This window comes from Stenotrophomonas sp. yr243, assembly GCF_900184195.1.
GTDB classification, from domain to species: Bacteria; Pseudomonadota; Gammaproteobacteria; order Xanthomonadales; family Xanthomonadaceae; genus Stenotrophomonas; species Stenotrophomonas lactitubi.
In genome coordinates this window covers 114962-129293 of record NZ_FXWT01000003.1, presented here as the reverse complement: position 1 = coordinate 129293, position 14332 = coordinate 114962, and the positions used below count along the sequence as shown (strand labels likewise).

General features: G+C 65.8%; 17 protein-coding genes and 1 tRNA gene. 6 read left to right on the top strand and 12 right to left on the bottom strand.

The window, feature by feature from the left end:
• Positions 1 to 57: 57 nt before the first annotated feature.
• Together QOL57_RS13300 and QOL57_RS13295 are read left to right on the top strand one after the other, a co-directional pair.
• A complete protein-coding gene (locus QOL57_RS13300; protein ID WP_089236278.1) occupies positions 58 to 411 on the top strand; it encodes a DUF6713 family protein in 354 nt (117 codons plus the stop codon).
• A 29-nt stretch (positions 412 to 440) separates the two neighbouring features.
• Positions 441 to 857 carry a GNAT family N-acetyltransferase gene (locus QOL57_RS13295; protein ID WP_244900643.1) on the top strand — a complete coding sequence of 139 codons (417 nt, stop codon included), beginning with the start codon at positions 441 to 443 and terminating at the stop codon, positions 855 to 857.
• Here the strand turns inward: QOL57_RS13295 and QOL57_RS13290 are convergent.
• From QOL57_RS13290 to thrS, 11 genes are all read right to left on the bottom strand, one after another.
• Complete coding sequence (locus QOL57_RS13290) at positions 827 to 1168, bottom strand: phosphotyrosine protein phosphatase (RefSeq protein ID WP_025876304.1); 342 nt, start codon at positions 1166 to 1168, stop codon at positions 827 to 829. The genes QOL57_RS13295 and QOL57_RS13290 overlap by 31 nt on opposite strands.
• Positions 1162 to 1365, bottom strand: coding sequence for a hypothetical protein (locus tag QOL57_RS13285; protein ID WP_089236280.1), 204 nt, complete (start codon positions 1363 to 1365; stop codon positions 1162 to 1164). Before QOL57_RS13285 ends, QOL57_RS13290 begins: the two co-directional genes overlap by 7 nt.
• Positions 1366 to 1483: 118 nt before the next feature.
• Positions 1484 to 1560: transfer RNA gene (locus QOL57_RS13280), tRNA-Pro, on the bottom strand.
• Positions 1561 to 1627: 67 nt separating this feature from the next.
• Positions 1628 to 1984, bottom strand: coding sequence for a MerR family transcriptional regulator (locus tag QOL57_RS13275; RefSeq protein ID WP_005410431.1), 357 nt, complete (start codon positions 1982 to 1984; stop codon positions 1628 to 1630).
• On the bottom strand, positions 1965 to 2264 hold the full coding sequence (locus QOL57_RS13270; RefSeq protein ID WP_005410432.1) for an integration host factor subunit alpha: 300 nt from the start codon (positions 2262 to 2264) through the stop codon (positions 1965 to 1967). The genes QOL57_RS13275 and QOL57_RS13270 overlap by 20 nt, the downstream gene beginning before the upstream one ends.
• Positions 2265 to 2291: 27 nt before the next feature.
• A complete protein-coding gene (gene pheT / locus QOL57_RS13265) occupies positions 2292 to 4688 on the bottom strand; it encodes a phenylalanine--tRNA ligase subunit beta (RefSeq protein ID WP_089238025.1) in 2397 nt (798 codons plus the stop codon).
• Positions 4689 to 4774: 86 nt separating this feature from the next.
• Positions 4775 to 5770 (bottom strand): phenylalanine--tRNA ligase subunit alpha, encoded by a 996-nt coding sequence (gene pheS / locus QOL57_RS13260; protein ID WP_089236281.1) that lies wholly within the window; start codon positions 5768 to 5770, stop codon positions 4775 to 4777.
• Positions 5771 to 5964: 194 nt separating this feature from the next.
• The gene (gene rplT, locus QOL57_RS13255) at positions 5965 to 6324 is read right to left on the bottom strand and encodes a 50S ribosomal protein L20 (protein ID WP_005410435.1); all 360 of its coding nucleotides are present in this window, start codon (positions 6322 to 6324) and stop codon (positions 5965 to 5967) included.
• Between the two features lie 11 nt (positions 6325 to 6335).
• Complete coding sequence (gene rpmI, locus QOL57_RS13250) at positions 6336 to 6533, bottom strand: 50S ribosomal protein L35 (protein WP_002811096.1); 198 nt, start codon at positions 6531 to 6533, stop codon at positions 6336 to 6338.
• 273 nt (positions 6534 to 6806) lie between these two features.
• Positions 6807 to 7349 (bottom strand): translation initiation factor IF-3, encoded by a 543-nt coding sequence (infC, locus tag QOL57_RS13245; protein ID WP_089236282.1) that lies wholly within the window; start codon positions 7347 to 7349, stop codon positions 6807 to 6809.
• Between the two features lie 49 nt (positions 7350 to 7398).
• Entirely contained in the window at positions 7399 to 9300 is a 1902-nt protein-coding gene (gene thrS / locus QOL57_RS13240) for a threonine--tRNA ligase (RefSeq protein ID WP_089236283.1), read from the bottom strand.
• Positions 9301 to 9719: 419 nt separating this feature from the next.
• Between thrS and QOL57_RS13235 the strand changes: the two genes are divergently transcribed.
• Genes QOL57_RS13235 through QOL57_RS13225 form a run of 3 tightly spaced genes read left to right on the top strand, consistent with a single transcriptional unit; the run spans position 9720 to position 11849 of the window.
• Positions 9720 to 10016, top strand: a complete 297-nt coding sequence (locus tag QOL57_RS13235; protein ID WP_025876254.1) for a hypothetical protein — start codon at positions 9720 to 9722, stop codon at positions 10014 to 10016.
• Entirely contained in the window at positions 10016 to 10279 is a 264-nt protein-coding gene (locus QOL57_RS13230; protein ID WP_089236284.1) for a hypothetical protein, read from the top strand. The genes QOL57_RS13235 and QOL57_RS13230 overlap by 1 nt, the downstream gene beginning before the upstream one ends.
• A gap of 10 nt (positions 10280 to 10289) precedes the next feature.
• Positions 10290 to 11849 carry a PepSY-associated TM helix domain-containing protein gene (locus QOL57_RS13225; protein WP_089236285.1) on the top strand — a complete coding sequence of 520 codons (1560 nt, stop codon included), beginning with the start codon at positions 10290 to 10292 and terminating at the stop codon, positions 11847 to 11849.
• Between the two features lie 60 nt (positions 11850 to 11909).
• Here QOL57_RS13225 and QOL57_RS13220 read toward each other — a convergent pair whose 3' ends face one another.
• On the bottom strand, positions 11910 to 13100 hold the full coding sequence (locus tag QOL57_RS13220; RefSeq protein WP_089236286.1) for a glycoside hydrolase family 18 protein: 1191 nt from the start codon (positions 13098 to 13100) through the stop codon (positions 11910 to 11912).
• A gap of 205 nt (positions 13101 to 13305) precedes the next feature.
• Here QOL57_RS13220 and QOL57_RS13215 point away from each other — a divergent pair, with 205 nt between their 5' ends.
• On the top strand, positions 13306 to 14313 hold the full coding sequence (locus QOL57_RS13215) for a hypothetical protein (protein WP_176429827.1): 1008 nt from the start codon (positions 13306 to 13308) through the stop codon (positions 14311 to 14313).
• The last annotated feature ends 19 nt before the right edge of the window (positions 14314 to 14332 follow it).

Below are 14332 nucleotides of genomic sequence, written 5' to 3'. Positions count from 1 at the left end.
GCGATGGCTGCGCGCCCATCCTCGCTAGAATGAGGCTCTCACAGCAGGAAACACCGCATGGAACGCTGGTATCTGGCAACGATGATGTCCTTGCTGCTGCATCAGATCGATGCCGCGTTCTGGCAGGAATGGCGGATGTTCCAGGTGCCCGGCGGCATCCAGGGATTCCTGCTGTTCAACCTGCTTGCCATCGGCGTACTGCTGCACGGTTATCGCCAGGTGGTGCTCGGCCTGGGCTCTGCGCGCCGCTACGCGTTGTTGTGCGGCGTGCTGGGTATCGGCACCGCCCTCATCCATGCCGGCTTCGCTGCGGCCGGTCGCGATGAATTCCACCTGCCGCTGTCGCTGCTCACGCTTCTGGCCTGCCTGGTCAGCGGCAGCGGATTGCTGCTACGCAGCCGTCGGCGATGACCCTGCAGTCTCCAGCACTTCGGGTACGCATGGCTGCGTGCACGGATCTTCCAGCACTGATCGCGCTGGATAGCGTTGCGGCCGATGACCCACGCCGTGCCGTGCAGATCGGCCAGTGGCTGGTGGACGGCCACATGCACGTTGCCGAGCTCGATGGCACGCTGGCCGGCTACCGGGTCCAGCATCGGCACTTCTTCGGTGAAGCCTTCATCGAGATGCTGATGGTAGCCGCACCGCTGCGCAGACACGGCATCGGCCGTGCGTTGCTTCTGCATGCCACGTCGATCAGCGCGGGCACCCGACTTTTCAGCTCGACCAACCAGTCCAATACCAGCATGCAGCGGCTGCTGGCAGCCGCTGGCTTCGTAAGGTGCGGGATCGTGCACGGCCTCGACGAAGGCGATCCGGAGCTGATCTACCGCTTCGCCACTGACGATGTGAGGTAAGGGGCGACCTTCGCTTCCAGCAGCGCCATCAGCGCCGGATCCATGCAGCGATAGTCGTCGGGGATATCCAGGCAGTGCAGCGGCGTGTGTTCAAGCAGGCGCGCGAAATTCGCCTGCAGCCGATGCTGGTGCTTGGGCTCCATCACGAAGATGACATCAGCCCAGCGGATATCCGCTGGGCTGATGGGCCGGCGCGCATGCGGGCTGGTGCCAGCCGAGCGCGCACTGATACCCGGCCGGCGCTGCCACATCGCTTCGGCGGTGGGGCTGCGCAGCTGGTTGCGGCTGCAGACAAACAACAGGTTCAACATTCCTGATCCAGCAGTTGCCGCGGGCTGAGGACCGGATAGGTGAAACCCAGCTGGCGCGCCCGCAGCAGCTTTTCGCCCCGCGTATACATCAGCTTCCAGTTCTTTTCCGGCTTGAAGATCGGCAGCGGTGCCGTGTGGTCGCCACCGTGATGGCGCGACTGCGAGCGCCTCCAGGCGCGGTTCCTTTGCGTTTCCATGATCGTGTTCTCGTGGGTACCGGGTTCAGCAGCCGCGGTAGTACGAGTGCGCGCAGGATACAACGCCGCAACAAAAAAGCCCACGCATCGCTGCGCAGGCTTGTCTGTTTCATCACAGTGGTCGGGACGGCCGGATTCGAACCGACGACCCTCTGCCCCCCAGGCAGATGCGCTACCAGGCTGCGCTACGCCCCGACTGATGCTGCGATGTGCCCGCCAGTGCGGCGGGCCGTGAAGTATAGCGGATTACGGCGGAAATGGGTCAGCGACGCAGCAGTTGCAGCACTTCTTCCAGTTCCATCCGCACCTGCTTGATGATCTGGTTGCTCAAGGCCGATTCCTCGCGCGCATCCGGACCATCCAGGCGCAGGCGCGCGCCACCGATGGTGTAGCCCTGTTCGTACAACAGGCTGCGGATCTGCCGCACCATCAGCACATCGTGGCGCTGGTAGTAACGACGGTTGCCACGGCGCTTGGCCGGCTCGAGACTGGGAAACTCGGTTTCCCAGTAGCGCAGCACGTGCGGCTTGACGTCGCACAGTTCGCTGACTTCACCGATGGTGAAGTAGCGCTTGGCCGGAATCGGCGGAAGTTCGCGGTTACTGCCCGGATCCAGCATAAGCTTCCACCCTCTCCTTGAGCTTCTGGCCCGGACGGAAGGTGACCACCGTACGGGCGGAAATCGGAATTTCCTCGCCGGTCTTGGGGTTGCGACCCGGGCGCTGGTTCTTGCGCCGCAGGTCGAAATTGCCAAAGCCCGACAGCTTCACCTGACGTCCCTGTTCCAATGCTTCACGCAGCACATCGAAGAACGCGTCGACGAATTCCTTGGCTTCCCGCTTGTTCAGACCGACTTCGTCGAACAGCTTTTCCGCCATCTCCGCCTTGGTCAATGCCATTGCCTGCTACCCCCGAGTGCTGCCCGCTCAGCCGCGGATCCGGGCGTGGTGTTCACGCTCGATGGCAGTGACCGCCTCGGCCACTACCGCTTCCACGTCGCGGTCCGTCAGAGTGCGCGACTTGTCCTGCAAAATCAAGCCCATAGCGAGACTCTTGAATCCCGGCTCGACGCCCTGGCCGACGTAGCGGTCGAACAGGTTCAGCTCGCGCAGCAACGGGCCGGCAGCCTGGCGGATGGTCGCGGCCAGGTCACTCCAGGCCACCTGTTCAGGCACCAGGAAGGCCAGGTCGCGACGCACCGCCGGGTGGCGCGACAGTTCACCGGCGCGCGGCAGCGCACGGGCGGACAGCGCTTCCAGATCCAGCTCGAAGGCGTACACGTCCACGTCGATGTCCATCGCCTTGGCCAGGCGCGGGTGGATCTGACCGATCCAGCCGATCGCCACGCCGTCGCGGAAGACTTCGGCCGAACGCACCGGATGGCCGTAGGCACGGGTGGACGGGCGGAACTCCAGCACCGCGCCACTGGCAGCGGCCAGCGATTCCAGGTCGCCCTTCAGGTCATGGAAATCAACCTTGCGGGTCGGCAGGCCCCACTGCACCGCCTGCGCTTCACCGCAGACCGCAGCGGCCACGCGCGAGGTTTCCAGCGGTGCCGGCCGGCTTTCGCCGAGCGACGCGTCACCGGCCTGCTGGGCGAACACCCGGCCGATTTCGAACAGGCGCACGCGGCCCAGCTGGCGGGCGGCGTTGCGGCCCAGGGTAGCGACCAGGCCCGGCAGCAGCGCCGGGCGCATCACCGCCAGCTCGGCCGACAGCGGGTTGGCCAGCGGCACCAGGTTGTCGCGCAGCTGCCACTGGCTCAGCAGTGCGTCGTCGACGAAGGCGAAATTGACGGTTTCCTGCAGGTCGCGGGCAACCAGCTGGCGGCGCACGCTGAGCGTGTCCAGCTGGGTCTCGGTCGGCATCGCAACACGCGATGCACCACCCGGCAGCGTGGTCGGGATCTGCTCGTAACCGTGGATCCGGGCCAGCTCCTCGATCAGGTCTTCTTCGATGGCGATGTCGAAGCGGCGGCTCGGCGCGGTGACCTGCCAGCCTTCGCCAGCGACCACCACCTGCATGCCCAGCGCGCGCAGGATGCGCTCGACTTCGGCGTCTTCGATGGTGATGCCCAGCACGCGGGTGATGCGCGCGCGGCGCAGCAGGATCGTCGCCGGCTGCGGCAGGTCGGCCGCATGTACCGCCTCGGTCACCGGCGCCGGGGTACCACCGGCCAGGTCCAGCACCAGGCGGGTGGCGTATTCGATGGCGGTACGCGGCAGCGCCGGGTCGACGCCACGCTCGAAGCGGTGGCCGGCATCGGTATGCAGGCCCAGCTTGCGGCCACGGCCCATGATCGCGGCGGGCGCGAAGTGCGCCGCTTCCAGGAACACGGCAGTAGTGGCATCGGTAACGCGCGTATCGAAGCCGCCCATCAGGCCGGCCAGGCCGACCGCGCGATCAGCGTCGGTGACCACCAGGAAGCTGTCATCCAGCGCAGCATCACGGCCGTCCAGCAGCTTCAGGTTTTCGCCGGCGCGCGAACGACGCACACCGATCGTGCCCTGCAGGGTGCCCAGATCGTAGGCGTGCATCGGCTGGCCCAGCTCGAGCATCACGTACTGGGTGATGTCGACCAGCAGCGACACAGGGCGCACGCCACTGCGGCGCAGGCGCTCGGCCATCCACAACGGAGTCTTCGCCGCAGCGTTGACACCTTCGATGACACGACCGAGATAGCGCGGCGCTTCGGCACCTGCGTCGAGCTGGATCACCAGCTCGCGGCTGCCGTGGGCAGCGATCGGCTCTGCGATGAAATCCAGTACTTCACTGCGCGTGGCTGCAGCAACGTCATAGGCGATGCCGCGGATGCTGAAGCAGTCGGCGCGGTTGGGGGTCAGCTTGATCTCGATGCTGGCGTCCGGCAGGCCGAGGTACTCCACCAGGGTCTGGCCGACCGGCGCGTCATCCGGCAGTTCCAGCAAACCGGAGGCGTCGTTGTCCAGGCCCAGCTCCTTGGCCGAGCACAGCATCCCGTTGGATTCAACGCCGCGCAGTTTGGCCGGCTTGATCTTCAATTCACCGATCTGCGCACCGACCATCGCCAGCGGCGCGACCAGGCCCGGGCGCGCATTCGGCGCACCACAGACGATCTGCAGCAGCTCGGCCTGCCCCGCATCAACCTTGCACACCTGCAGGCGGTCGGCTTCGGGATGGCGTTCGGCTTCGACGATACGGGCCACGACCACGTGCTGCAGGCCATCGCCGAGCGCGGTCACCTCTTCCACTTCCAGGCCGATGGCGGTCAGCACCGCGCTGAGCTCATCGCGCGAGGCAGTGGTCGGGACGTGGCTGCGCAGCCAGTTTTCGGAGAATTTCATGGGGTCACCCTGGTGGGCCCGGCGCATGCGCCTGGGCTTCGGATTCAAGTGCAGCCGGACATGGCCCGGCACGACATGGCTGTGGCTTACGCGAACTGCTTCAGGAACCGCACGTCGTTCTCGAAGAACGCACGCAGGTCGTTGACGCCGTAGCGCAGCATCGCAAAACGCTCCACGCCCAAGCCGAAGGCAAAGCCGGTGTAGCGCTCCGGATCGATGCCGACGTTGCGCAGCACGTTCGGGTGAACCATGCCGCAGCCGAGCACTTCCAGCCAGCGGGTGCTGCCATCGGGCTGCTGCCAGGCGATGTCCACTTCCGCGCCGGGTTCGACGAACGGGAAGTAGCTGGGGCGGAAGCGCATCTCGAAATCACGCTCGAAGAACGCGCGCACGAACTCGGACAACGTGCCCTTCAGGTCGGCGAAGGTCGAGTGCTCGTCAACCAGCAGGCCTTCGACCTGGTGGAACATCGGCGAATGGGTCTGGTCGCTGTCGCTGCGATAGACCTTGCCGGCGGCGATCATGCGCAGCGGCGGCTGGTGTTCGCCCATGTAACGCACCTGCACACCGGAGGTATGCGTGCGCAGCAGGCGACCGTCACCGAAGTAGAACGTGTCATGCATGGCACGCGCCGGATGGTGCGGCGGGAAGTTCAGCGCCTCGAAGTTGTGCCAGTCGTCCTCGATCTCCGGCCCTTCGGACAACTCGTAGCCCAGCCGGCCGAAGATGCCTGTGATGCGCTCGAGGGTGCGGGTGATCGGGTGCAGGCCGGCGCGTTCGCCACTGCGGCCCGGCAGCGTGATGTCGATCGCCTCGGCGGCGAGGCGCGCATCGAGTGCGGCATCTTCCAGCACTGCCTTGCGCTCGCCCAGCGCGCTGCTCAGCGCGTCGCGGGCCTGGTTGATGGCCTCACCGGCCGCCTTGCGTTCGTCGGCCGGCAGCGCACCGAGCTGCTTGAGCTGCGAGGTGATGCTGCCGCTCTTGCCAAGCAGGGCCACGCGCAGCTGTTCCAGCGCGTCCGGGCTCTGCGCGGCGGCCACATCGGCCAGCGCCTGGGAAGTGAGGGATTGGATGTCGCTCATGGGTAGCCGGAACTCCAGTCGGTCTGCCATCGCGATGCACGAAGGGCCGCGCCGTCGCAACCGCTTGCCGGTCGCCCGCCATCTGCACGGCGGCGCCCGGCACAAAAAAGAATGGGGAAGGACTTGCGCCCTTCCCCATGCATTGCCTCTACCTGACACCGTTCTCCGTGAACGGCAACGGCATCGGGAAGGACTTATGCCGCCAGTGCGCCCTTGGCCTTTTCGGCCAGTGCAGCAAAGCCAGCTGCGTCGTGCACGGCGATGTCAGCCAGAACCTTACGGTCCAGGGTGATGCCAGCCTTCAGCAGGCCGTTCATGAAACGGCTGTAGCTCAGGCCGTTGATGCGGGCAGCCGCGTTGATGCGGGTGATCCACAGCGAACGGAAGTTGCGCTTCTTCTGCTTACGGCCGATGTAGGCGTACTGCTGTGCCTTGATGACCGCCTGCTTGGCGACGCGGAAGACCTTGCGACGGGCATTGTAGTAGCCCTTCGCCAGATCAAGGATTTTCTTGTGGCGGCGACGCGCCTGTACGCCACGCTTAACTCGTGCCATTTTTCAGTTCCTCAGAGGTAAGGGAGCATGCGGTCCAGACGGCCTGCGTCTTCTGCGCGGACGTGATTCGTCTGACGCAGGTTACGCTTACGCTTGGTCGCTTTCTTCGTGAGGATGTGGCTACGGTTGGCGTGGCCGCACTTGTACTTGCCCGAGGCAGTCTTGCGGAAACGCTTGGCCGCCGCCCGGTTGGTCTTGATCTTGGGCATTGCAATGTCCTTGATGGGATATGACCCTGGTTTCTGACTGATCTGGCGGCGGCCTGGGCCGCTCTTTCCGTCCTGCCATGATCGGCGTACGACCCGTCCTGGGTGGGTCGAGCCGGGCATGATACAGGCAAAACCGCCCTGTAACCAGCCCCATACAGCTTTTCATCCGTAACCCGACTGTGCCGGACCCGGAAAAGCAAAAGGACGCCAGCGGCGCCCCTTCACCTTCATCCATTCAGCCGCCAGGCGCCCCGCGAGGCAGCCCGTCAGGCCTCAGGTCTTCTTCTTCGGCGCGATCATCATCACCATCTGACGCCCTTCCAGGCGCGGACGGGATTCGATGACGATGTCCTCGCCCAGATCACCCTCGATCCGGCTGGCCATCTCGCGACCCAGTTCCTGGTGGCTCATTTCACGGCCACGGAAACGGATGTTGACCTTGATCTTGTCGCCTTCTTCAAGGAAACCGCGCATCTTGCGCAGCTTGATCTGGTAGTCGCCCTCGTCCGTAACCGGACGGAACTTCACTTCCTTGATCTCGACCTGCTTGGTCTTCTTCTTGGCCTCGCTGGCCTTCTTCTGGGCTTCGAACTTGAACTTGCCGAAGTCCATGATCTTGCACACCGGCGGGTCTGCCTGCGGCTGGATCTCGACCAGGTCCAGGCCTTCATCTTCGGCCATGGACAACGCTTCGTCTCGCGTCAACACGCCGATCATTTCTCCGTCACTGCCGATCACGCGGACGCGCGGCACACGGATTTCCTGATTCTTGCGGTTCTGTTTGTTGTCAGGGGTACTGATATTGCGATCTCCCAAGGGTGTCGAACCCGGCCCGGGCGCCAATGCGCACGGGCCGGACCTTTATTTACGCGCCCTCGGCCTGGAGCCGCTCGGTGAAAGCCTGGAGGCTCATGCTGCCGAGATCTTCGCCAGAACGCGTACGCACCGCCACAGCGCCGTTTTCCTTCTCGCGGTCACCAATGACCAGCAGGTACGGCACGCGCTGCAGCGTGTGCTCGCGAATCTTATAGCCGATCTTCTCGTTACGCAAATCGGCGCTGACGCGGAAGCCTTGATCCGCAAGGCTTTTGGTCACGGCAGACACGTATTCAGCCTGCGCATCGGTGATATTGGCCACCACCACCTGGGTCGGCGCCAGCCAGGCCGGGAACTGGCCGGCATGGTGCTCGATCAGGATGCCCAGAAAACGCTCCATCGAGCCGACGATGGCCCGGTGCAGCATCACCGGATGCTTCTTCTGGCTGTTTTCGTCCACGTATTCAGCGCCCAGACGGCCAGGCATCATGAAATCGACCTGCATGGTGCCCAGCTGCCAGGTGCGGCCGATGGCGTCCTTCAGGTGGTACTCGATCTTCGGGCCGTAGAAGGCACCCTCGCCCGGCAGTTCCTGCCATTCCACCCCGCAGCTGGACAGTGCCGAGCGCAGCGCGCCCTCTGCCTTGTCCCAGGTGGCGTCATCGCCCAGGCGCGATTCGGGGCGCAGTGCGATCTTGACCTGGATCTCCTCGAAGCCGAAGTGCTGGTACACCGCCAGCGCCTGCTGGTGGAACGCGGTCACTTCCGCCTCGACCTGGTCTTCGGTGCAGAACACGTGACCGTCGTCCTGGGTGAAGCCACGCACGCGCAGGATGCCGTGCAGCGCGCCGGAGGGCTCGTTGCGATGGCAGGCACCAAACTCACCGTAGCGGATCGGCAGATCGCGGTAGCTGTGCAGCCCCTGGTTGAACACCTGCACGTGGCCCGGGCAGTTCATCGGCTTGAGCGCGTAGGTACGCTTCTCCGACTCGGTGAAGAACATCGCGTCCTGGTAGTTGTCCCAGTGGCCCGACTTCTGCCACAGCGACACGTCCAGGATCTGCGGGCAGCGCACTTCGCCGTAGCCGGTGCTGCGGTACACCTTGCGCATGTACTGCTCGACCACCTGCCACAGCGCCCAGCCCTTCGGGTGCCAGAACACCAGGCCCGGCGCCTCTTCCTGCAGGTGGAACAGGTCCTGCTGCTTGCCGATGCGACGGTGGTCGCGCATCTCCGCTTCTTCGATGCGCTTGATGTACGCATCGAGCTGCTTCTTGTCGGCCCAGGCGGTGCCGTAGACGCGCTGCAGCTGCTCGTTCTGCGCGTCGCCGCGCCAGTAGGCGCCGGAAATGCGGGTCAGCTTGAAGGCCTTCAGGAAGCGCGTGTTCGGCACGTGCGGACCGCGACACATGTCCACGTATTCCTGGTGGTAGTACATGCCCATCGCCTGGATGTCAGGCGACATGTCCTCGATCAGGCGCAGCTTGTAGTCCTCGCCACGGGCCTTGAAGATCTCGATGACTTCCGCGCGCGGCGTCACTTTCTTGATGACGTCGTAGTCCTGGGCGATCAGCTCGCCCATGCGCTTTTCGATCGCCGCCATGTCTTCGGGGGTGAACGGGCGCTCGGAGTAGATGTCGTAGTAGAAGCCCTCGGCGATCACCGGGCCGATGACCATCTTCACGTCCGGATAGAGCTGCTTGACCGCGTGGCCGACAAGGTGGGCGCTGGAGTGGCGGATGATTTCCACGCCCTCCTCGTCCTTGGCGGTGATGATGCGCAGGGAGGCGTCGTGATCGATGACGTCACTGGCATCCACCAGCACGCCATCCACCGAACCGGCGATGGTGGCCTTGGCCAGGCCGGCGCCGATCGACTGGGCGACGTCCATGACGCTGACGGGATGTTCGAATTCGCGGCGGCTGCCGTCGGGAAGGGTAATCGTGATCATTGCAATGGCTTCATGCGGGGCCCGCCGGGCGGGCTGGAAAGCGCTCCCGGGCCAACGCCCGGGCAATAAAAAAGCGCCACGAGGGCGCCTGGAATGCAGGGCCTTCGGGGCAGGTCAACAGTGGGCGGTGGTAGTGCTCATGTCGCACGCTCGGCCGGCGCAGTGCGCGGGCCACCTTGGTTTCCAGGATGTGGTTGCCCACGATCTTAAACCAGTGGCCGACAAAGCCCAAGCGGCGCCTGAATGGCGCTCGCTGGCGGCGTGAAAACGCAATGATTACCATGTGCGCGCAGCCAGCCTCCGTGCCGACCTGCCCGCTTCCCCCAGGACCCTGCAATGCGCCACCCGCCCCGACCGGCGCCTGCCGGTCCCGCCCGTGCCCCGCGTTCACCGGCCGAGTGCCGGGCTCGGAGCCCGCAATGATCACCGTCGGCCTGTCGACCCTTGGCTTCTGCAGCCTCGGCATGCTGTCGGCGATGTTCTCCGCGCTGGCCTTCTATGCCGCCTCCCCGCACTGCCGTTGGCCACGCCTGCGCCGTGCCGGGCGCCTGGGCCGGCAGATCGGCCTGGTCGCTGCCGTGGCCGCACTGTGGCTGTGGATGGCCGAACTGGGCTTTGCCGCCGGCCTGGTGGCGATGCTGTGCACCTGGATGCTGGCCGCCATGCTGCTGCCGGCACTGGCCGCGTGGCACCGCCCCGATGTGGAGCCGCGCTGATGTGGTCGCGCGCACTGGCCGGCATCTTCGCCGGCTTCTTCCTTGCCGCTGCGGCGACCGGCCTGGTCGCATGGCTGCCGCCGGGCCCCTGGCAGAAGGCCCTGGTGCCGAGCCTGATCGCATTCGTCCCGTTGTGGATGCTGGCCGCGTTGTGGGCCTTCAGTTTCCGCAGCCCGCTGCGCGCCTGGCTGACCCTGGCCGGTTGCGCGGCCCTTGGCTTCGCCGTACTCGGCCTGCTGCGCCTGACCGGCGCGGTGCAATGAGATCGACCGCATGAAATTCAGTTCACAGACCCTGCGCACGTTCACCACCCTGCACACCTGGGTTGGCCTGGTCGCCGGCTTCGGGCTGTTCGTGGCGTTCTATGCCGGCGCGCTGACCCTGTTCCACCACGATCTCCCGCTGTGGCAGACGCCTGGTGCAGCAACCGCGTTGCCGGCCGGCCTGGATGACGCCCAGTACCTGCTCGACGATGTACTGGCCACCCACGCCGAAGCGCGTCGCCACGTTGGCATGACCTTCCCCGGTGCCGATCATCCGCAGCCGCTGGCCTACTGGCAGGCCGAAGACGGCAGCTGGCGCTATGCATGGCCGGGACAGACCGGCGGCAGTCCGACGCCACCGCAGACCGGGCTGGCCGAACTGGTCAACGAGCTGCATTACAGCCTGGGCCTGCCGGTGGCCGGCATCTACGTAATGGGCATCGTCAGCCTGCTGTACGGCATGGCCCTGCTCAGCGGACTGGTGATCCACCTGCCCAAGCTGCTGGGCGATCTGTTCGCGCTGCGCCCGGGCCGCAATCTGAAGCAGCAATGGCAGGACGCGCACAACGTGATCGGCGTGCTCAGCCTGCCGTTCCATCTGATGTTCGCGGTGACCGGCGCCCTGCTCTGCCTGGTGTTCATGCAGATGGCCGTGCTCAATCCCCTGATCTACGACGGCAAGGCGCTGCAGGCGGTACCGACGGCGATGGATACCGCGCCGCTGCGCGAAGCCAGTGGCATCCCGGCTGCACCGGGCAGCCTGCGCGAACTGCACGCACGGGCGCTGGAAGTGGCGCGCGCGCAAGGTGTGGCCAACTTTGAACCGGCCTACCTGAAACTGGCCAATGGCGGTGATGCCAACGCGACCATCGAGATCACCGGCGAGGCCAGCGGCACGCTCGGCCCGCTCGGCGCTGTCGCGCTGGATGTCGAAAGCGGCCGCGTGCTGGCCAGCCAGCTGCCCGGCCAACGCGATGCCAACCACGCCACGCTCAGTGCCGCCTATGCGCTGCACTTCGGCGAGTTCGGCAACGGCGTGGTGGTCTGGCTGTACTTCCTGCTCGGCCTCGGCGGCGCCTTCCTGTTCTATTCGGGCAACCTGCTGTGGATCGAGTCGCGCCGCAAGCGCCGTCAGCCGCAGCAGTCACGCGCTGCCGTCAACATGGCACGGGCCACGGTGGGTGTCTGCATCGGCCTGTGCGTGGCGATCTCGGTGGCCTTCGTAGCCGCACTGGTGCTGGAGCGGGTCTCCCCTGCCCAGGTCGACCACGGCATCCGCTGGGCCTGCTTCGTGACCTGGGCCGCATGTGCGCTGTGGGCAGCCCTGCGCCGCCCGGCACAGGCGGCGCGCGAGCTGCTATGGGCCGCGGCGATCAGCACCGCGCTGGTGCCGGTGGCACACGGCGCCCTCAACGGTGACTGGCTGTGGTTGGCCGCCGCACGCGGCCACTGGCCGTTGTTCTGGATCGATGCGATGGCGCTGGCGATGGCCTTCGGCTTTGCCCGCCTGGCATATGCGAGCCAGCGGCGGGCCCGCAACGGTGACCCCAACAGCGTGTGGGCAAACTGACCACCCGCCTTCGATGATCGGGTGACAGCGCCGGGCATGGCCCGGCGCTGCCAGAGCCGGTCAGTCGCCGACGCGGGCCTTCTGCCACGGAGCCAGCATGGCGTTGAGCAGGCTGGCCTGCTCGTCGTCACCGGTCAGCTCCCACATGAAGACACCGGCCAGGCCCTGCTCGCGCGCGAACTGCGCCCGCAGTCCGATCGAACGCGGGTCTTCATAGCTGATGAAAATCTTCTCGGTCGGGTTGTACAACCACGGGCTCCGCGCCTGCGGCTGCCAGTGTTTGTTCCAGCCCGGCCGGTCGAGATAGCGCGCCTTGATCACCCGCCAGTCACCGGCATCGGCCGGAGCGCTGTAGGCCTGGTACAGGCCATCTGCCGACTCGCCGGTGACCTTGAAACCGCGCCCATAGAACGGCACGCCCAGCACCAGCTTGCTCGCCGGTACGCCGTGCTCGCGGTAGTACTGCACGGCACCGGCGACGTTGTTCCAGCGCCGCAGTTCCGGCGCCAGCGGGTCGGCAGGCACTTCATGCAGGGGGGCATTGAAGGTCGACACCGCCGAGAAGCCGGTGCCCATGTCGTAGCTCATCAGGTTGATGAAATCGAACACCTTGGCCAGCGCCGGCAGATCGTAGCTGGCGCCGGGATCGTACGGACCGTCGGTCTGCAGGCGACCTGCCGCCAGCGCCGCAGTCAGCAGCATCGGCTGCCCCGCTTTTCTGCCGCGCGCATCCAGCGCCACGCGGAAGGCCTGCGCAAGCCTGGTCAGGTTGGCACGGTCCTGCGGACGGTGCGCCAGTTCCTTCGGGCCACCGCTGACCGGGAACTCCCAGTCGATGTCCACGCCATCGAAGCTGCCGGCATGACGCTCGAAGAACAACGCCATGCACGAGTCGACCAGGCGCCTGCGGCTGGCCTCGGTCAGCGCAGCGTCGGAGAATCCGCCCGCGCCCCAGCCACCGATCGAAATCAACGTGCGCAGATGCGGATGACGGCGCTTGAGCGCGGCCAATGCGGCGAAGTTGGCCGGCGCCTCGGCTCCGATCGCACAGCGCCCGTCCTCGATGGTGGAGAACGCATAGAACAGATGGGTGAGCCGTTCGGCCGGGATGCTCGATACCGGATAGCGCTCGGCCGAACCGCCGGGGTAGTACGCACCGAAGATCGGCGTTTGCGCGGGTTGCGCCTGCGCGGCAATGGGCAGGGTACCGGCGATCAGCACCGCAAGTACGGCCAAGGTCTGGCGGAACATGGAAACTCCCGGGTCGAAGGCGCAGCCACGTTAGCAAACAGATCGCTCCAGGGTGCGGATGTCCGTGCAAGTCGTCCGCTGGACAGTGGCCGGCCACTGGAAGCTGACACGGTCGTGGCTGCGCAACGTCGAAAGCACTTCGCTGCAGGACAACATACGACCCGCTTGGGCTAAGGTGGCGCTGGATCTTCAATGGCACACGGACATGACCGCAGACCACGACACAGACGGCGAACTGCTGGACGACGAAACCCTCGAAAAGCTGCAGGCAATGGAAGCGCGTGCCTATGCGGCGTTCGATGCTGGCGACCTGGAGGAAGCCACCACCCTGTTCGGCGAGCTGATCGAACTCACACCCGAACTGCCCAATCTGCACTACATGCGCGGGCTGGCGCACAAGTACCTGCGCGACTGGCCGGCATCGCTGCAGGACAACCTGCGCTCGGAACAGCTGCGCGATGCATTCGACGAGGCCACCGCATGGAATGCCGGCATTGCCGCCACCGGCGCCGGTGACTGGGCCGAGGCGCGCCGGCAATGGACCCGTTGCGGCATCACACTGCCCGAAGGCGAAGGCCCGATCGACGGCAATTTCGGCGTTGCCTGTGTCCGCTTGAATCCGTGGTCCAGCGGCGAGACCGTGTACATGCGCCGGTTGGATCCGGTGCGTGCACGGGTGGAGAACGTACCGCTGCCTGAGAGCGGGTTCCGCTTCGGCGACATCGTGCTGCATGACGGCGCATCCACCGGGCATCGCAGCCATGGTGAGCGTCAGGTACCGGTGTTCAACGCCATGCAGCGTCTGCAGCCGTCGGACATGGCAACCCATGCCGTGTTCGTGCAGTGCGACGGGCCAGAGGACATTGCCGCATTGCGTGCGCTGACCTTGCCGGGCATCGGCCTGGTCGAGGACTGGACCGAGTCGGTGCGTCACCTGTGCCTGCGCTGCAGCTATGGCACGCCGCACCAGCACGATGACGACCGTGGCGATGACGAGACCCGTGATGATGACGATCGCTGGGAAAGCGAACGCAACCTCGGTATCGCCGCACAGGGCCGGGCCGCAGTGGAGAAGCTGATGGCGGTATGGACGGCAGCCGGCAGGGGGCGCGTGCTGGAGGCGATTGAACAGCGCGAGCATCCACTTCCGGATCCGGAGCCCGGCCAGGTGTGGTGGCTGGGGCACGAAGATGCAGAGGAACCGTCGCCGTAGCGCCACGCCTGGCGGGTGT

What these genes read in the sequence shown, in the direction of transcription:
- QOL57_RS13300 (WP_089236278.1), top strand. Translation starts at nt 58, where the DNA reads ATGGAACGCTGGTATCTGGCAACGATGATGTCCTTGCTGCTGCATCAG.
- QOL57_RS13295 (WP_244900643.1), top strand. Translation starts at nt 441, where the DNA reads ATGGCTGCGTGCACGGATCTTCCAGCACTGATCGCGCTGGATAGCGTT.
- QOL57_RS13290 (WP_025876304.1), bottom strand. Translation starts at nt 1,168, where the DNA reads ATGTTGAACCTGTTGTTTGTCTGCAGCCGCAACCAGCTGCGCAGCCCC.
- QOL57_RS13285 (WP_089236280.1), bottom strand. Translation starts at nt 1,365, where the DNA reads ATGGAAACGCAAAGGAACCGCGCCTGGAGGCGCTCGCAGTCGCGCCAT.
- QOL57_RS13275 (WP_005410431.1), bottom strand. Translation starts at nt 1,984, where the DNA reads ATGCTGGATCCGGGCAGTAACCGCGAACTTCCGCCGATTCCGGCCAAG.
- QOL57_RS13270 (WP_005410432.1), bottom strand. Translation starts at nt 2,264, where the DNA reads ATGGCATTGACCAAGGCGGAGATGGCGGAAAAGCTGTTCGACGAAGTC.
- pheT (WP_089238025.1), bottom strand. Translation starts at nt 4,688, where the DNA reads ATGAAATTCTCCGAAAACTGGCTGCGCAGCCACGTCCCGACCACTGCC.
- pheS (WP_089236281.1), bottom strand. Translation starts at nt 5,770, where the DNA reads ATGAGCGACATCCAATCCCTCACTTCCCAGGCGCTGGCCGATGTGGCC.
- rplT (WP_005410435.1), bottom strand. Translation starts at nt 6,324, where the DNA reads ATGGCACGAGTTAAGCGTGGCGTACAGGCGCGTCGCCGCCACAAGAAA.
- rpmI (WP_002811096.1), bottom strand. Translation starts at nt 6,533, where the DNA reads ATGCCCAAGATCAAGACCAACCGGGCGGCGGCCAAGCGTTTCCGCAAG.
- thrS (WP_089236283.1), bottom strand. Translation starts at nt 9,300, where the DNA reads ATGATCACGATTACCCTTCCCGACGGCAGCCGCCGCGAATTCGAACAT.
- QOL57_RS13235 (WP_025876254.1), top strand. Translation starts at nt 9,720, where the DNA reads ATGATCACCGTCGGCCTGTCGACCCTTGGCTTCTGCAGCCTCGGCATG.
- QOL57_RS13230 (WP_089236284.1), top strand. Translation starts at nt 10,016, where the DNA reads ATGTGGTCGCGCGCACTGGCCGGCATCTTCGCCGGCTTCTTCCTTGCC.
- QOL57_RS13225 (WP_089236285.1), top strand. Translation starts at nt 10,290, where the DNA reads ATGAAATTCAGTTCACAGACCCTGCGCACGTTCACCACCCTGCACACC.
- QOL57_RS13220 (WP_089236286.1), bottom strand. Translation starts at nt 13,100, where the DNA reads ATGTTCCGCCAGACCTTGGCCGTACTTGCGGTGCTGATCGCCGGTACC.
- QOL57_RS13215 (WP_176429827.1), top strand. Translation starts at nt 13,306, where the DNA reads ATGACCGCAGACCACGACACAGACGGCGAACTGCTGGACGACGAAACC.